This is a genomic window from Blattabacterium cuenoti (assembly GCF_014251335.1).
GTDB classification, from domain to species: Bacteria; Bacteroidota; Bacteroidia; order Flavobacteriales; family Blattabacteriaceae; genus Blattabacterium; species Blattabacterium cuenoti_G.
The window spans coordinates 14,716-32,961 of sequence record NZ_CP059186.1; the positions used below are offsets into that span (position 1 = coordinate 14,716).

Here is an 18,246-nt window from a genome sequence, read left to right on the forward strand (position 1 = left end):
CAAAATTTTTAATTAAATTCATTACTTATTTTCAACTTTATAAAGTTGAACATCATTCCATTCTTTTTTTAATAAATTTTTTACAACATAAGCATTTTCTATAGTCGAAAAATTAGCCATGAGTTTCACTTTTATAATATAATTAGCATGTTCTTCATCAAATTTATAAGAATGGACAGTTCCAATCTGAATCCCTTCAGGAAAAGTAGCTGATTTTCCATCTGTTTCTACAATATCTCCTTTATGGATACTGGAATGTCTGGGAATATCATATAAAACTACATATTCATGATTCAGTCCATCCCAACTAAGAGTTCCAAAATATTTATTTTTTTTTAGTCTAGCATTAACTTTAATTTTTGGGTTTAATAGAGAAATTGCCACACTAAAATGTGGAGAAGTTTTTATAATGATCCCTGCAATTCCATTAGATAATATAATTCCCATATCTTGTTCTATTCCATCTATATTTCCTTTGTTTATAGTTATATAATTATCCTGTTCATGAATACTATTATTTATGATTTGTACTGGAGTGAAAGTATACTGTTGTAAATAATTAATATCTTCTTTTTTAAAATCTTTAGATATTTTTCTTATCTTAGAGAAGATTTGAGCTTCACGTAACCTTTTATTTTCATTTAAAAGTTTTTTATTTTCAATTTCTAACAAAAAATAGCTACGTAATTTATATATGACTTCATAAATATTTCCAATCATAAAATTGGAAGAACCTGCATAAATATATTGATGAAATTTTGAATTTGAAAAAGAAAGAAAAATGGCAGAAAATTCTAGTAAAAAAAAGAAAATAAAAAAACGCCATTTCAAAAAAAAATTAAAAAATTCACGCATAAAATTAATCTATAAACCCTATTTCATTATTTCATTAAAAATGTAAATTTATCAATATTTTTTAATGCAACACCTGTTCCTTTTACTACAGCTCTCAAAGGGTCCTCTACTAAAGAAACAGAAAGTCCCGTTTTTTTGGATATTCTTTTATCTAAACCTCTTAAAAGAGAACCACCTCCGGCCATATATATTCCTGTTTTATAAATGTCTGCTGCAAGTTCGGGTGGAGTTCTAGAAAGAGTTTCCATTACGGCATCTTCAATACGTAAAATTGATTTATCTAAAGCAGGAATTGTTTCTTTATAAGAAAGATTCATTTCTTTAGGTTTTCCTGTAGAAAGATCTCTTCCTTGTATATGAATATCTTCTGGAGGTTTTTCTATAGATTCCATAACCGCTCCTATATCTATTTTTATTTTTTCTGCAGTTCTTTCTCCAATATATAGATTATATTTAGAACGAAGAAAATAGGCAATATCATTAGTAAAAACATCTCCAGCTATTTTTATAGATTTTTGACATACTATTCCACCTAAAGCTATAACTCCACATTCTGTTGTCCCTCCTCCTATATCAATAATCATATTCCCTTCTGCTTTAGTTACAGAAATCCCTGAACCAATAGCCGCAGCCATAGGTTCTTCAATAAGATAAACTTCTTTAGCATTAAGATGTTGAGCGGAATCTTTTACTGCTCTTTTTTCTACTTCCGTTATTCCAGATGGAATACAAATTACCATTGTTAATGACGGAGTAAAAAATTTATTATTAACTCCTGGGACTTTCTTAATAAACTCTTTTATCATAAGTTCTGCTACTTGATAATCTGCAATAACTCCATCTTTCAATGGTTTGTATATTTTAATATTTTCATGTGTTTTCCCTTGCATTTGTTTAGCTTCTTCTCCTACCGCTAACACTTTTTTTGTCCTTACATCTATAGCGATTATTGAAGGTAAATCAACTATAACTTTGTTATTGTGCATGATTAGTGTATTTGCTGTCCCTAAGTCTATAGCTATTTCTTGAGTGAAAAGATTCTTCATAAAATCAACTACTAATCCCATTAATATTTTTTTTATGAAAAGATTTACCTAATTTAAATAAAAAATACAGTTTTTCAGTATATTGAAGATATTAATAATTTTTCTTTTGAAAGAACATGATGTATTTTTATTACAAGGAAGTAATAAAGAAAATAAAAAAAAATATTTAGATAGATCTTTAATTTTAATATCTCAAGAAATCGGTGAAATTATTAAAATTTCATCATATTTTGAAAGTGAAGCATGGAATATGAAAAATTCTTCTATCTTTTATAATAGAGCTTTACACATAAAAACAAATTATACTCCTATTGATCTTTTAAAAAAAATCTTAAATATAGAATCCTTCATAGGAAGAAAAAGAAATTCTTATCCTCTTAGAAAAGAATATCAAAACCGAGAAATAGATATAGATATTTTATTTTATGATCATATCATTATATATAGTTTTATTTTGACAATTCCCCATCCATTATTACATTTACGAAGATTCGTTTTAGAACCTATGTGTGAAATAGCTCCAAATAAAAGTCATCCAATATTTAATTTTACGATTTTAGAAATGTTAGGATTATGCATAGATAAATTATATGTAAAAAAAATTTTTGAATGAATTTTTATTATAATAATAAAAAAAAATTTGAATCAAATTCAATTTTATATTTATATCATATTATTTATTTTTTCCGTTTCTATTTTTTACGGAAACGAAAAAAAAGAAAATGATGATGTAACACATTATAAAAATGATTTATTTTTTTTGAATTTGAAAGATGTTTTGAAATACAAATCAAATATACAAGAACATGATATAAAAAAAGGTAAATCATATTTAAAAGGACAAGCTTCTATAGAATATTATAATGCAAAAATTGAAGCAGATTATATAGAATTAAATTGGAAAAATGGAGATTTATATGCTAAATCAAAAGAAAAATCTGTTTTATTACAAAAGGAAAATCACCAATATTTTTTCAGTAAAATTCATTTTAATTTTAGGAATCAAATAGGAGAAGCAAAAAATTTTTATACTAAAGAAGAAAATCATATTGTGATAGCTGATGATATTTTTAAAAAAAAAGAAGATATTTTGATGAAAAAAGTTACATATATATCAGATCCTTTTTTTTTAAAAAAAAAAGATAATTTTCCTGATTTTTATTTAAAAACAGATTATTTAAAATATTCAAAAAAATACATTCTTTCGGGCCCAATTTTCTTTTATTGGTATAGAGTTCCATTACCTATTTTTTTTCCTTTTTTTTATATGCCTATAAAATTTAATAAAGCATATTATAGTATTATGTATCCAAAATTTGGAATTCAAAAAAAAAGAATTTACATAGAAGATCTAGGGTTATTTTTTCCAATTTCTGATTTATTAAATTTTAGTATAAGTACTTCTATATATAATACTGAAAAATGGAATATTAAAACAAGAATAGAATATAAACTAAAATATACGGATTATGGATTTATCAATTTTGATTATAAAAATATGTCAAATAAACAGATAAATTATCTATTTCAATGGAAACATAATTCCGATTCAAAACCAAATTCCAAAATAAATTTCAATGCAAATATTAATTATGATAATGTATTTTTACATAATAATGAAAGCTTTTCTTATATCAATATAAGAAAAAAGTTATCTAATTATTTCTGGTTTATGGATTTTTATATGATTCAAAATAAAGATAAAAAAGAAATAAAATTTATAATTCCAGAATTAATTTTACAAACAAAAAATATATTATTTCATGATAAAAAAAATTTATTTTTAAGTCAGATAAACATTGAAAATGAATTACATTTTCAAAATTATATGAATGGATACAAAAAAACGTATTTTCATACTATATTGAATCACAATATGAGCATGACTGCTTATTTTCCTTTTTTTTATCCTTATTTCAGAATTTCATCTAAAATTTTATATAAGGATTTTTATGCATGTGATTTTCCTTATTTTCATATTTCAAGTTTTCAAAAAATGGATTTTTCAACAAATATTGTCTCTATTCCATTTTATAAAATTTGGAAATTGAAAGATATTTTTCTATTAAAACATGAAGTAAAACCGATTTTATTTTTTCATATGATATATTTTCCTCCTGTTTTTTATAACGTAAAAAATCATTTAAAAAAAAGAATAAATTTTATTTTAAATAACAATTTTGTAATAAAAAATACATGGAATTGTATGGATTCTTGTAGACAAATAGAAATCTTCAAAGAAATAAACTCCTCATTCATTATTGATCATAATTTTATAAAATGGGAAAATTTTCATATTATGGGGAATACTGATTTAACCAAAAATTTTGAAGCAAAATATAAAGCAGGAATAAATTTTTTTGAAAAAAAATATAAAATGATATATTTTGATTTTTCTTTTTCTTCTAATTATGATATTCTTTTTTTTCCTATTAAAAATAAATTTCAAAAAAAAGGAAAAAATCGTTATGATTACTTTTTTTTCGATCATAAAAATTATGCTAAATATCCAATTCCGTTTAATTTAAAAATTGATTTTCATTCCAATTATGAAAATTCTTTAGATAAAAAAAAATTCTTTCATACTTTTTTAAGTTTTAATGGGTCTGTCAATATCACGAAATATTGGAAAATTAGTTTCCATACAGATTACGATTTATTAAAAAATAAAATAATATTAGCGAATATTATTTTTGATAGGGATTTAAGAAGCTTTAAAATGAGTTTTAACTGGAATATCGTAAAAAATTCTTCCTGGTATTTTTTCATAGGATTGAAAGATCCTTATTTAAAAAATATCATACAGTATAATGAAAAAAATTAATTACAATCATGATACCAAAAAAATTTTCAATAAAAAAAATACCATCTTATGGCCCATACAATACATGTGTTCTTGTTGGGTTTTTTTTATTTGTTTCTGGACAAATAGCTGTGGATCAAAACACAGAAAAATTAATTTCAGATAATATAGAAATAGAAACAAAAAAAGTGATGGAAAATATCAAAATTATTCTTTCAGAAAATGAAATAGGATTTCAAAATGTAATAAAAACTTCTGTTTTTGTAACAGATATGAATTTATTTCCAAAAATAAATGATGTATACTCTAAATTTTTTCATGAAGGAGATTATCCAGCTAGAGAAACTATACAAGTTTCAGCTCTTCCTAAGAATGCCAATATTGAAATATCTTTAATAGCATATAAAAATTAATTATTTTATTTATTATATTATAGTATATAGTGAAATATGGATTTTTAATTTTTGTTGTTCTTTTATTATTGTCATTAAACAAAATATATTCTAATGAATCATTTTTAAATAAAACAAAAGGAGTTATACAAATAATTCATGCAGATCTAATACAAAACAACAATCATCATAATCAAATTTTTGTTTTAACAGGAAGCGTTCATTTAAAATATGGTAAGTATCATCTTTTTTGTGATAAGGTTAGATATTCTAAAAAAAATAATAAATTTCATGGATATGGAAATGTTAGATTAGAATCTGGAAAAAATAAAATAATATCTCAAAATATAATAGGAAATTTTTTTGATTTTCAATTGTCAGGAAATGTGATTTTATATCAAGATAAAATAAAATTAACATCGGATATCATGAATTATAATTTTAAAAAAAAGTTACTTCAAGCTATCAACGATGTTGTTCTGTATTTTAATAAAATCAAATTAACAACTAATATATTGGAATATAATTTTATACTAAACCAAATTTTTTACAAAAAAAATAGCATCATTTATTATGGAGATTATATCATATGTAGTAAAGAAGGTTTTTTTTATATTAATAGAAAAAAAATAGAGTTAAAATATCAAATAAAATTGATTAGTAAAAATTATACTGTATATGCCAATATATTAGAATATATGTTAAAAAAAGAACAGATCAATTTTCCTAATACTGCCATCATAATGCAGAATACAAATTCTGATAATTTTATTTATACTAAAAGGGCAGTATTTTCAATTCAAAAGAAAATTTTTTTATTTAAAAATTATGTAAGTATCCATTATAATGGTAAAATTGTGAGAGGTGAATATTTGTTTTTTGATCAGAAAAAAAAATGTGGATTTATTAAAAATATTTTGATAGAAGATTCAAAAAAAAAATGTTTTTTGATAAGCGGATATGGAAAATTTGATTTTCATTCTGGTTCTTTAATTTTAAAAGAAAACCCCAAAATTATAAAAATAACAAAAACTGATTCAGTTTTTGTTATTTCAAATATTTTAAAAATAAATGTAAAAAAAAATAACGCATATTCAATTCAAGCTTTTTCTGTTAAAAGTTTTTTTTTGAATGAAGATATTCAAGGAGTATGTGATTTTTTCAATTATGAATCCTCAAATGATTATATGCAATTTGATGGAAATCCCACATTTTGGAATAAAAATCAACAAATTACTGGAAAAATTATATATGTTTATCTTCGAGATAAGAATTATATAAAATATATAAAAATTGTAAAAAATGCTTTTTACACAGAAAAAATAAACTCAGAAGAGTTTAATCAGATAGAAGGAGATATTATGATTGGCTTTTTTAATAAAAAGAATTATTTAGAAAAAGTGATAATTCAAGGAAATATTAATAGTATTATTTTTCTTTATCCTGATTCTGATCAAAAAATAATTAATAGATTATCTTGTGAAATTTTATCAATATATTTAGATCAATCAAAAAAAATAGGAAAAATTTCTTGTGCAAAAGAAGCACGTTCAGAGTTGATTCCAATACATAATAAAATTCCTAAGGACTTACTTTATCTTTCTAAATTTTCTTGGAAAGAAAAAGAAAAACCAAATAATAAATTTTTTATGTCTCAAGAAATATACAAATATAAAAAAGAAAGCTTGCTAGAAGAAAAAGAAATTAAAACTATGATAAAAAATAAATAGAATAAAATTCTTATGAAAAAATTAGAAAAATATTTTTTTCAATATCAAACTCAGATCAATCCATTTCCTATGAATATTATGGTAAATCATGCTGAAGGAAGTTATATTTATGGAATAAATGGAAAAAAATATCTAGATTTTGTAGCAGGTGTTTCCGTAAATGTATTAGGACATGGAAATAAAAAAATAAAAGAAGCCATAAAAAAACAAGTCAACAAATACTTGCATACTATGGTATATGGAGAATTTATACAAACTCCTTGTATAAAGCTTTGCAAAAAAATATCAGAAAATATTCCAGATCCACTTACTACTACTTATTTAGTTAATACTGGTACAGAAGCAGTAGAAGGAGCTTTAAAATTAGCTAAATGTTATACGGGAAGAGAAGAAATTATATCCTGTAGACATTCTTATCATGGGAGCACACATGGTTCTATGAGTATTATGGGATATGAAGATTATAAAAGACCTTTTAGACCTTTGTTACCTTTAGTTAAATTTATCACATTTAATCATATAGAAGAATTAATTAATTCTATTACAGAAAAAACTGCTTGTATAATTTTAGAAACTATTCAATGTTCTTCTGGAATTATATTACCTGATAATTTATTTTTGAAAGAAGTAAGAAAACAGTGTAATAAAAAAAAAGCTTTAATGATACTTGATGAAATCCAAACTGGATTTGGAAGAACAGGAAGACTTTTTGCTTTCGAGCATTATGAAATCGTTCCTGATATCTTAATAATGGGAAAAGGAATGGGAGGTGGAATGCCTATAAGTGGTTTTGTCTCATCTAAAAAAATTATGAAAACTTTTATTGATATTGCTCCTTTAGGTCATTTAACTACTTTTGGAGGAAATGCTGTTTCCGCTTCTGCTTCTTTAGCTACTTTAAATCAACTTATCAATTCCAATATTATGGAACAAGTCCCAATGAAAGAAAAATGGATTAGGGAATATTTGATTCATAATCAAATCAAGAATATTCATGGTAAAGGTCTTTTTTTATCTTTTGAATTAAAAAATAAAAATACAGTGGAAAAGTTTTTCAAGAATTGTATAAAAAGAGGATTAATATTATTTCGTTTTTTATTTCATAGTAATTTTGTCCGTATATCTCCTCCATTGACTATCACAAAAAAGGAAATTCAAAAAGGATGCTCTATTATTATTGAAAGTTTAAATCAGCTATAAAAAATAATGTAATTGAGATTTTTTATTGAATTAGCTTATAATGGTAAATATTTTTTTGGATGGCAAATTCAAAAAAAAGTAAGTACAGTAGAAGAAAAATTAGAATATTGTTTATCAAAATTATTGAAAACATCCATCAATGTTGTAGGCGCTGGTAGAACGGATAAAGGAGTTCATGCTAAACAAATGTTTGCTCATTTTGATTATGAAGAAAAAATCGAAAATAATTTTATAGATAGATTAAATATTTTTTTACCTAAATCTATTAAAGTCTTCAATATTTTTCCAGTAAAAAAAAATATACATGCAAGATTTGATGCTATAAAACGAACGTATAAATATTATTTAACACGCGAAAAAAATCCATTCAAACAAGATTTTTCCTGGTACTGCTTTTATCCACTAAATATTCAAAAAATGAATATTGCTTCAAAAAAAATTATGGAATATAAGGATTTTAGTTCTTTTTGTAAAAGAAAAAGAACTAATAAAAATGAAAAAGAAAATAATATATGTCAAATTTATCATGCTTATTGGTCTGAGGAGAATAATATTTTATGTTTTACTATTGAAGCCAATCGATTTCTAAGATCTATGGTAAGGGCGATTATAGGAAAACTGATTGATGTAGGGAGAAATAAAGTTAGTATCAATGAATTTACAAAGATTATAGAATTAAAAAATTCTAATTTTTGCAAATTGATAGTTCCTGCATGTGGTTTATTTCTGACTCAGATTCTATATCCAGAAGATATTTTTTTATGAAAGAGAATTTGAACAAAAAAAAGTCCTCTTTAAAAGAGTTGATTATAATTAGTTTAAATTATAAATTAATATTAATATTAACAATTGTTACTTCTATATTAATTTCCTTTATTTCTGCTTATCGTCCTAAATTAATACAAAAGGCTATAGATTTTCATATCCTTTATAAGGATTTTCTAGGATTAAAAAATATACTGATGTTAATAATTATACTTCTATTTTTAGAAAGTATATTTCATTTTATTTTATTATATCTATCTAATATATTAGCTCAAAATGTAATTGAAAAAATAAGAATTCTTTTATTTGAGAAATTATTACATTTTAAAAATTCTTTTTTTAATAAAACTCCAATAGGAAAATTGGTATCTTATTCTATATCAGATATAGAAACGATAACTGTCATATTTAATGATGGAATTTTACTTGTTTCTGGAGATGTTTTAAGGATTATTATGATTATTATTATGATGTATACTGTTCATAAAAAATTGTCTTTTATAGTTTTTTTAACTATTCCTTTTATGTATATCATAACTCGTTTTTTTCAAAAAACGTTAAAAAAAACGTTTCATGAAGAACGTATTCAAACTTCACGTTTGAATAGTTTTTTACAAGAAAACATCATAGGAATGTCTATTATTCAACTTTTTAATAAGGAAAAAAAAGAATATTTAAAATTTAAATCTATTAATCGTAAATTAATGGATGCTCATTTTAAAACTATTTTTTATTTTTCTATTTTTTTTCCTATAGTAGAAATAATTTCTGCAGTAACAATAAGTATCATTATATTTTATGGAGGATTTCATGCCATTGATGTAGGAAATGTTAAACCGGGACAAATTATCGCTTTTATTTTTTTCATTTATCTTCTTTTTCGTCCTATGCGACAAATAGCTGATAGATTTAATATTATACAAAGAGGAATAGCTGGAATAGAACGTATATTTTCTATATTAAATTCTGAAGAAATCATTATTAATAGAGGAAATTTACGTTTTGAAAAATTAAAAGGACATATTGTATTTAATAATGTTTATTTTTCTTATATAAATGATGAAATGGTATTAAATGGAGTTTCTTTTGAAATTAAACCAGGAGAAAAAATTGCTATAGTCGGGGCAACAGGTTCTGGAAAATCTACGATTACTCATTTGATTTCTAGATTATATGAAATAAAAAGAGGAAATATTTGGATCGACGGACATTCTATTCAAGATATAGAACTGAAAAATTTAAGATCTCATATAAGAGTAGTGACACAAGATACTTTTTTATTTAATGATTCAATTATTAATAATATTACTTTAGGAGATCCGTCTATTAGTATTAATCAAATAGAAGATATGGCAAAAAAAATAGGAATACATAATTTTATTGCATCTTTGCCTAATGGATATAAATCTATTGTAAAAGAAAGAGGAAGTTTGCTTTCTCTTGGGGAAAAACAATTGATTTCTTTTTTAAGAGTACAAATGCACCCTTATTCTGTTCTTATATTAGATGAAGCGACTGCATCTTTGAATAAAGAATTAGAAAAGATGATTTATCATGCTACAGATCTTTTAACTAAACATAAAACTTCGATCATCATCACTCATCGTCTTTCCACATTAGAAAATGCGGATAAAATATTAGCTATTGATAAAGGATCTATTGTAGAAAAAGGGACTCATAAAGAGTTAATTCAATTAAATGGATATTATGCTGGATTATATAAAGAATCTTTTAACAAAAAAAATTAACAATTAGTTTTTAAGTAATAAGTTTTATTTAAAATTTTATTTGCCCAATTTCTTATTTTATCTTTCTTTTTGAAATCAATTACAAGATTTTTTAATGTAGTGTAGTCTTCTTCAAAAGATAGAGGTTTAGATGGAATTTCATCCAATAATTTGATTATGATAAATGCTTCTTTTCCGTTGAAAATTTCCTTATAAGGATTAGTTATTTTTCCTTTTTTTAAAAATAGGAACGTTTTTTTCATATTTTTTGAGAGTTTATTTTCCTCTATCCAAATACGGTTTTTAATTGTTATATCAACTATTTTATTTGAATTCAATAAATTAGGTATTTTATCTAAATCAATTTTCTTCTTGAGAAGACGTTTTCTAAAGGATTCTGCAAATAATTTTGTTTTGTATAATTCATGTTTTGAATATTTAGGTTTTATTAAAATATGTCTAAAATCAATCTCATCTTTTTTTATTTTTTCTAGTTTAATAATATGAAATCCTAAATTTGTTTCAAACGGTTCAGATATTTCTCCTTCTTTTAAAGAAGGAACTAAATCTACAAATTCTTGTGGAAGATTCTTCATTTTCATTCCCTTTATAACTCCCCCCTTTAATGCGGAAGAATCATCTTCAGAAAATAAAATAGCTTTAGCGGAAAAATCAGTATCAGAATGTATTTCTTTTTTGATTTGATTTAAAAAATCAATTATTTTTCTTTTGTTAATAGAACTTAATTTTGGATAGAATATTATATAAGAAATACATCTCTTTTTCGGAGAAAAAGGGATTTTATTCTGTTTAAAAAAATATTTAACTTCTTCAGGGGAAGTATCCACATCATCCGTAATTTTTTTATAAAATATTTCTGTATACTGTTTGTTTTTAATTTTTTCAGTTAATTCTTTTAAATAATCCTTATTTTCAAATTGCATTAAAAATTTTTCTTGATTAACATATTGTTTCTTCATTTCTGATAGAAATACTTGAGTTCTCAATTCTAATTCTTGATTGCTAATTTGTATACTTTTATCTTTTTTTGCATAAAAGAGCATTAATTTTTGGATTATAAAATTATTTAAAACATTACTATTACAAAACGATTTCTTATCATCACTATTTTTTATATCAGAATCCAAAATAATATCGTTTCCGATGATTACGAAAATACCACTTATTTTTTCTAAATCAGAAGAATAAGAAAAATAAACACATAAAAATGCAATAAAAAAAATTTTTTTAATAAAATTATTCATCACATACAAATATTCATATTTTTTTTATTTTATTCAAATAAAAACATTGATATTATTATGAGTTTGGAAGCCAAGAATATATGTAAAAAGTATAAAAATAAATATGTGATAAAAAATATTTCAATTCAATTGAATAAGGGAGAAATTGTAGGATTAATAGGCCCTAATGGGGCAGGGAAAACTACTTCTTTCTACATGATGGTCGGATTAATTAAACCAGATAAAGGAAAAATATTTTTATTCAATCAAGATATTACATCAAATCCAATGTACCAACGTTCTAAAAAAGGAATTGGATATTTGTCTCAAGAACCATCTATATTTAGAAAATTATCTGTAGAAGATAATATTTTATGCATATTAGAAATGCATAAAATATCGAATCAAGAAAGAAAAAGAATAGTAGAAAAATTAATTGAAGAATTAGGCCTGCAAAAAATCCGAAATCATAGAGGAGATCTCATTTCTGGAGGAGAACGAAGACGTACTGAAATTGCTAGATGTTTAGCTATAAATCCTAAATTTATTCTTTTAGATGAACCTTTTTCTGGAATAGATCCAATTTCTATAGAAGAATTACAAAAAATAATTATTTCTCTAAAAAAAAAAAATATAGGTATATTAATTACAGATCATAATGTACAAGAAATTTTTACAATAACAGATCGTATTTATTTAATATTTAATGGAACAATCATAAAATGTGGAGACACTACAGAAATTATGCAAGATTCTGTAGTAAGAAAAATTTATTTAGGAAGTAGAATCATAAATTTTAAAAAAAAATGAACCACCGATTTCATGGTCCGGAAGTAGGATTATTTCTAAATGGAGAAATCCCTCCTTTTTCAGGAAAAAAGTTTCCTTCTTATAAAAAAATATTTGCAGCGGATGGAGCTTTTTATTATTTAAATGCGTTTGGAATTTCAGTAGATTATATAATTGGAGATTTTGATTCTATTTCAAAAAAAGATATTCCTACTATAGAAACTCATTTATTGAATACTTATGATCAAAAATATACTGATTTTGATAAGGCTTTAAATATTATTTATCATAAAGGATTTTTTAATATAAATGTTTGGGGAGCAAGTGGAATGGAACAAGATCATTTTTTAGGAAATTTATCTACAGCTTTAAAATATAAAAAAAAGTTATCTATTATATTTCATGATAAATATCATTGCTATTTTTTTTCTGATAAAAAAATTTCTTTTCATCAGAAAAAAAATAAAAAAGTGTCTTTATTTCCATTTCCTAAAGTAGAAGGATTATCCACTTGTGGACTAAAATATTCTATAGAAAAAGGATCATTAAAAATAGGAAAAAATATAGGTATTAGAAATGAAGCCTTTAATCAAAAAATAGAAATCAATTACAAAAAAGGAGAATTATTAATATTTATAGAGAAATAAAATTTAACTAAAAAATTAATTATTAAAATTTTTAAGTTTATTGATCATATTTCTCACATGATCTCCAGATTTTTTTAAAAGATCATTCTCTTTCCGATTTAATTGCAATTCTACAATTTTTTCTATTCCAGATTTTCCTATAATAGATGGGACTCCTAAATATATATTTTTTAATCCATATTGTCCTCTTAAAAAAACAGAACATGGAAAAATACGCTTAGTATCTTTCAAAATCGCCTCCACTATTTTTATTATAGATGCACTGGGCGCCATCCAAGCAGATGTTTCTAACAAATCTACTATTTCTTCTCCTCCTTTTTTTGTTTTTTCAATAATTGCATCATTTTCTTCTTCTGACAAAAATTCTTTAATAGGAATCCCTGATACAGATGTATATCTATATAAAGGGACCATAGTATCTCCATGTCCTCCTAACAATAAAGATTGTATATCAATAGGGGAAATATTTAGTTTTTTTGATAAGAAAAAGCGATATCTGGTAGAATCCAATATTCCAGCCATACCAATGATCCGAGAAGGATCTATCTTTGCCGTTATATAACTTACATATGCCATAACATCTAATGGATTGGATACTACGATGAATTTAGCTTTTGGAGAGAAAAAAACAGATTTTTTAGTTACAGAACGAATAATTTCTGCATTAGTCTGAACAAGATCATCTCTACTCATACCAGGTTTTCTAGGAATTCCACAAGTAATAATGATAATTTCTGAATTTTTTGATTTAGAATAATCATTAGTTATTCCAATAACTTCAGTATTGGATTCCATCAAAGGAAGCATTTGAGATATATCTAAGCTTTTTCCTTCTGAAAGTTTTTCTCTAATATCTAATAAAACAATTTTTCGGACTATATTTTTTTGAGCTAATAAACTAGCACAAGAAGCCCCAACATTTCCTGCTCCAATAATAGTTACTTTCATTTTATTTTTTTTTAATGATAAGCTTATTTTTTATCTAAATTTGTAATTTATAAAGATAAACACAATTTTTCTATATAATAATATTATGAAAGAGGATTACGTGAGAAGAAAAAAATTCTATTATAGACATATAGGACCGTCTTGTCGTGAAATTGATAATATGTTGAAAAAATTACAATGTTCTTCTATTAAGTATTTTGTAAATAAAACGGTTCCCAAAGAAATACGTTTAAAAAGAAAATTAAATCTTCCCAACTCTATTTCTGAATATAAATATTTAAATCACATTAACAGAATAGGTAAAAAAAATAAAATTTATCGTTCTTATATAGGATTAGGATATAAAAATACTATAACTCCAAGTGTAATTCAAAGAAATATTTTAGAAAATCCGAGTTGGTACACCCCATACACTCCTTATCAATCAGAAATATCTCAAGGACGTTTAGAAGCTTTAATTAATTTTCAAACTATGGTTTCAGATTTAACCGGAATGAAAATCAGTAATGCTTCCATGTTAGATGAATCTACAGCTGCAGCTGATGCTATGTTCATGATTTTTCAAGAAAAAATAAGAAAGAAACAAATAGATAATAGCTATTCTTTTTTTATTTCAGATGAAATATTTCCACAAACTTTTGCTGTTTTAAAAACAAGATGTTTTGGATTGGGCATACATATCATCCATGATACTCATAAAAATTTAAAAAATAAATATAATAATAAAAAAATATTTGGATTAATAATATCTTATCCTTCTAGTCTAGGAGAAATATATGATTATCGGGAAACAGTTGAATATGCAAAACGTCACAATATATCAATAATAGTTTCTACAGATCTTTTATCTTTATCTCTGTTAAAACCTCCTGGAGAATGGGGGGCTGATGTAGTTATAGGTTCCAGTCAATCTTTTGGAATTCCTATGGGATATGGAGGGCCTCATGCTGCTTTTTTTTCTACTCATGAACAGTATAAACGTTTTCTTCCTGGAAGAATTATCGGAATATCTGTAGATAAAACAAATAAAAAAGCTTTTCGTATGGCTTTACAAACAAGAGAGCAACATATTAAAAGAGAAAGAGCGACTTCTAACATTTGTACATCACAAGTACTTCCTGCTGTAATGGCTTCTATGTATGCTCTATATCATGGAAAAAAAGGATTAATAGAAATAGCAAAATCTATTCATGAGTATGCTAAAAAATTGGAATTTTTATTGATTAATAATATCAGTCATATTTTTCAAGTGAATGCTTTTTATTTTGATACTCTTAGAATTAAAACAGATTACATAAATACACTAAAAAAAGTGGCAGAACGTAAAAAAACTAATTTTAGATATGTAGATAAAAATCATTTAACTATTACTTTAGATGAAACAACTTGTCAAAAAGATATAAATCATATTCTATCTATTTTTCATGAATCACATAATCAAGATAAAAAAACGTATAAAAAAATAAAATGTTATACGAGTATTCATGATCATGATAAATATAGATTTCCTAGTTTTTTAAAAAGAACTTCTAATTTTTTAGAACATAAAGTTTTTCATAATTTTTATTCAGAAAATGAACTGATGCGTTATATAAAAAGATTGGAAAAAAAAGATATATCCTTAATTCATTCCATGATTCCACTTGGATCATGTACCATGAAATTAAATGCTTCTTCGGAATTATTTTCTTTAAGTCAACATGAATGGCAAAATGTACACCCTTTTGTACCTAAAAAACAAGCAATGGGATATCATATTGTTATTCGGAATTTACAAAAATATTTAAAAGAAATTACTGGTTTTTCTGGTATCTCTTTACAACCCAATTCAGGAGCTCAAGGAGAATATGCTGGACTCATGGTTATAAAACATTATCATCATTCATTACAAGAATATCAAAGAAATATAGCATTAATCCCTTCTTCTTCTCATGGCACGAATCCTGCGTCAGCAAATATGGCCGGAATGAAAGTTATGTTAGTCTCCACAACCAGTGATGGGGCCATTAATAAAAATGATTTATCAAAAAAAGTAAAAGAAAATAAAGATTTATTGTCTGTATTAATGATTACTTATCCTTCTACTTATGGTATCTATGAAAAAGATATTCAAGAAATTATAGATATAATTCATGAAAATGGAGGACAAGTTTATATGGATGGAGCAAATATGAATGCTCAAGTAGGATTAATTCAGCCCGCATATTTAGGTGTAGATGTTTGTCATCTTAATCTTCATAAAACTTTTGCTATTCCTCATGGAGGAGGAGGGCCTGGTATGGGACCTATTTGTGTAGCTCCACATTTAAAACCTTTTCTACCAAACCATCCTTTTCAAGGAGAAGAAAATTGTAAAAAAAATGAAAAAACATTGACTATTTCCTCATCACCATATGGTTCTTCTTTAATTTTAACAATTTCTTATGCTTATATTCGTTTATTAGGACCAGACGGACTTAAAAAATCGACAGAAATATCTATATTAAACGCGAATTACATCAAAGAAAAATTGAAAAAATTTTATAATATATTGTATGTAGGAGAAAACAATACTGTGGCACATGAATTAATTATAGATTGCAGAGTTTTTAAAACTACGAATGTTGAAGTTATAGATATAGCAAAAAGAATGATAGATTATGGATATCATGCTCCTACTGTCTCTTTTCCTGTAGAAGGATGTATGATGATAGAACCTACTGAAAGTGAGTCTAAAGATGAGTTAGATCGTTTTATTGAAACTCTTATCAGTATAAGACAAGAAATTAAGGAAATTGAGGATGGAAAATTTTCCAAAAAAAATAATGTATTAAAAAATGCTCCACATAGTATAGATATCTTGACTCAAGATGAATGGATATATCCTTATAGTCGAGAAAAAGCAGCTTATCCTCTACCTTGGATTAAAGATAGAAAATTTTGGACATCAATCAATCGTGTAGATGATGGATATGGAGATAGAAATTTAGTATGTACATGTACATAATATATATTCAAAATTTAATCTAGATTAAATAGTTAGTTATTTATTCACTGTGTAATTTTTAAAATTTTTAAACTTTGAATATGGAGTGATATGAATAGAATCAAATAAATTTCTTTCATATTTCAGTAATCCTGTAATGGCTATCATGGCGCCATTGTCCGTTGTATATTTTTTTTTCAGAATAAAAACTTCAAGTTTTTTATTTTTTTGATTTTTAGAAAAGTACATAAATATTTTTCTAATTTCATAATTAGCGGAGACGCCTCCTGCCAAAACTATTCTGGAAATACCAGTTTTTATAATAGCTTTTTGTACTTTTTCTAAAAGAATTTCTGCTATTATTTTTTGTATGGATGCACAAATATCAGACAAATTTTGTTTTATAAACAATGTATTTTTTTTTAGTTTTTTATTTATGTATTGTAAAACATTGTTTTTAAATCCACTAAAACTGAAGTCTAGTCCACTGACTATGGGTTTTGAAAACATAAATTTTTTTTCATTTCCATTCTTAGAAAAATATTCTATCATAGGACCGCCAGGATAATAAAATCCTAACATTCTAGCTATTTTATCCAAAGCTTCTCCCACAGAATCATCTAAAGTAGATCCTAATATTTCCATTTGAAAAAAATCATTGACTTTTATAATTTGAGTATGACCTCCACTTATAACTAAACCTAAAAATGGAAATTTTGGATAACAATTATTCAGATTAGCATCTTGTATAAAATGAGAAAGTATGTGAGCTTGTATATGATTTACAGTTAATAAGGGAATATCTAAACCCATGGAAAATGATTTTGCAAAAGAAGCCCCTACTAATAAAGGACCAATTAATCCGGGTCCTAAAGTAAAAGATACTGCATCAATTTGATTTCGATTTATTTTTGCTAAAAAAATAGCTTGTTGCACTGCCTTTGTCATATTTATATCATGGAGTCTTGAAGCCAACTCAGGAACAACTCCTCCATATTTTTTATGAATTTCTTGATTAAAAATGACATTAGACAATACATTTCTATTTTGAATGATAGAAACACCTGTATCGTCACATGACGATTCTATTCCAATAATGATTATAGGTTTTTTTTTCATAAAAAAAAATAACAAT

The 18,246-nt window shown here is 24.5% G+C and carries 15 protein-coding genes; 10 read left to right on the forward strand and 5 right to left on the reverse strand.

Features of this window, described 5'->3' with window-relative positions:
* Positions 1-21 precede the first annotated feature (21 nt).
* A complete protein-coding gene (gene mreC, locus H0H73_RS00060) occupies positions 22-855 on the reverse strand; it encodes a rod shape-determining protein MreC (RefSeq protein ID WP_185852159.1) in 834 nt (277 codons plus the stop codon).
* A 26-nt stretch (positions 856-881) separates the two neighbouring features.
* Positions 882-1,922, reverse strand: a complete 1,041-nt coding sequence (locus H0H73_RS00065) for a rod shape-determining protein (RefSeq protein ID WP_185852160.1) — start codon at positions 1,920-1,922, stop codon at positions 882-884.
* Between the two features lie 85 nt (positions 1,923-2,007).
* Here H0H73_RS00065 and folK point away from each other — a divergent pair, with 85 nt between their 5' ends.
* Genes folK through H0H73_RS00100 form a run of 7 tightly spaced genes read left to right on the forward strand, consistent with a single transcriptional unit; the run spans position 2,008 to position 10,539 of the window.
* Positions 2,008-2,514, forward strand: a complete 507-nt coding sequence (gene folK / locus H0H73_RS00070; protein ID WP_185852161.1) for a 2-amino-4-hydroxy-6-hydroxymethyldihydropteridine diphosphokinase — start codon at positions 2,008-2,010, stop codon at positions 2,512-2,514.
* Positions 2,515-2,541: 27 nt separating this feature from the next.
* Positions 2,542-4,725: a putative LPS assembly protein LptD gene (locus tag H0H73_RS00075; RefSeq protein WP_238784356.1), complete on the forward strand. Its 2,184-nt coding sequence runs from the start codon at positions 2,542-2,544 to the stop codon at positions 4,723-4,725.
* Between the two features lie 8 nt (positions 4,726-4,733).
* Positions 4,734-5,117 carry a Rid family detoxifying hydrolase gene (locus tag H0H73_RS00080; protein ID WP_185852162.1) on the forward strand — a complete coding sequence of 128 codons (384 nt, stop codon included), beginning with the start codon at positions 4,734-4,736 and terminating at the stop codon, positions 5,115-5,117.
* Positions 5,118-5,146: 29 nt separating this feature from the next.
* Positions 5,147-6,826: an OstA-like protein gene (locus tag H0H73_RS00085; RefSeq protein WP_185852163.1), complete on the forward strand. Its 1,680-nt coding sequence runs from the start codon at positions 5,147-5,149 to the stop codon at positions 6,824-6,826.
* Positions 6,827-6,838: 12 nt separating this feature from the next.
* On the forward strand, positions 6,839-8,026 hold the full coding sequence (locus tag H0H73_RS00090; RefSeq protein WP_185852164.1) for an aspartate aminotransferase family protein: 1,188 nt from the start codon (positions 6,839-6,841) through the stop codon (positions 8,024-8,026).
* A 12-nt stretch (positions 8,027-8,038) separates the two neighbouring features.
* Complete coding sequence (gene truA / locus H0H73_RS00095) at positions 8,039-8,791, forward strand: tRNA pseudouridine(38-40) synthase TruA (protein ID WP_185852165.1); 753 nt, start codon at positions 8,039-8,041, stop codon at positions 8,789-8,791.
* The gene (locus tag H0H73_RS00100; protein ID WP_185852166.1) at positions 8,788-10,539 is read left to right on the forward strand and encodes an ABC transporter ATP-binding protein; all 1,752 of its coding nucleotides are present in this window, start codon (positions 8,788-8,790) and stop codon (positions 10,537-10,539) included. Before truA ends, H0H73_RS00100 begins: the two co-directional genes overlap by 4 nt.
* Here the strand turns inward: H0H73_RS00100 and H0H73_RS00105 are convergent.
* On the reverse strand, positions 10,536-11,783 hold the full coding sequence (locus tag H0H73_RS00105; protein WP_185852167.1) for a foldase protein PrsA: 1,248 nt from the start codon (positions 11,781-11,783) through the stop codon (positions 10,536-10,538). The genes H0H73_RS00100 and H0H73_RS00105 overlap by 4 nt on opposite strands.
* A gap of 57 nt (positions 11,784-11,840) precedes the next feature.
* Here H0H73_RS00105 and lptB point away from each other — a divergent pair, with 57 nt between their 5' ends.
* Positions 11,841-12,572, forward strand: coding sequence for an LPS export ABC transporter ATP-binding protein (lptB, locus tag H0H73_RS00110; RefSeq protein WP_185852168.1), 732 nt, complete (start codon positions 11,841-11,843; stop codon positions 12,570-12,572).
* On the forward strand, positions 12,569-13,198 hold the full coding sequence (locus H0H73_RS00115) for a thiamine diphosphokinase (RefSeq protein WP_185852169.1): 630 nt from the start codon (positions 12,569-12,571) through the stop codon (positions 13,196-13,198). Before lptB ends, H0H73_RS00115 begins: the two co-directional genes overlap by 4 nt.
* Before the next feature lie 15 nt (positions 13,199-13,213).
* Here H0H73_RS00115 and mdh read toward each other — a convergent pair whose 3' ends face one another.
* Entirely contained in the window at positions 13,214-14,146 is a 933-nt protein-coding gene (gene mdh, locus H0H73_RS00120; RefSeq protein WP_185852170.1) for a malate dehydrogenase, read from the reverse strand.
* A gap of 85 nt (positions 14,147-14,231) precedes the next feature.
* Between mdh and gcvP the strand changes: the two genes are divergently transcribed.
* Positions 14,232-17,132, forward strand: coding sequence for an aminomethyl-transferring glycine dehydrogenase (gcvP, locus tag H0H73_RS00125; protein ID WP_185852171.1), 2,901 nt, complete (start codon positions 14,232-14,234; stop codon positions 17,130-17,132).
* Positions 17,133-17,168: 36 nt separating this feature from the next.
* On the opposite strand, the gene tsaD is transcribed toward gcvP, so the two are convergent.
* Complete coding sequence (gene tsaD / locus H0H73_RS00130) at positions 17,169-18,230, reverse strand: tRNA (adenosine(37)-N6)-threonylcarbamoyltransferase complex transferase subunit TsaD (RefSeq protein ID WP_185852172.1); 1,062 nt, start codon at positions 18,228-18,230, stop codon at positions 17,169-17,171.
* Positions 18,231-18,246: the final 16 nt, after the last annotated feature.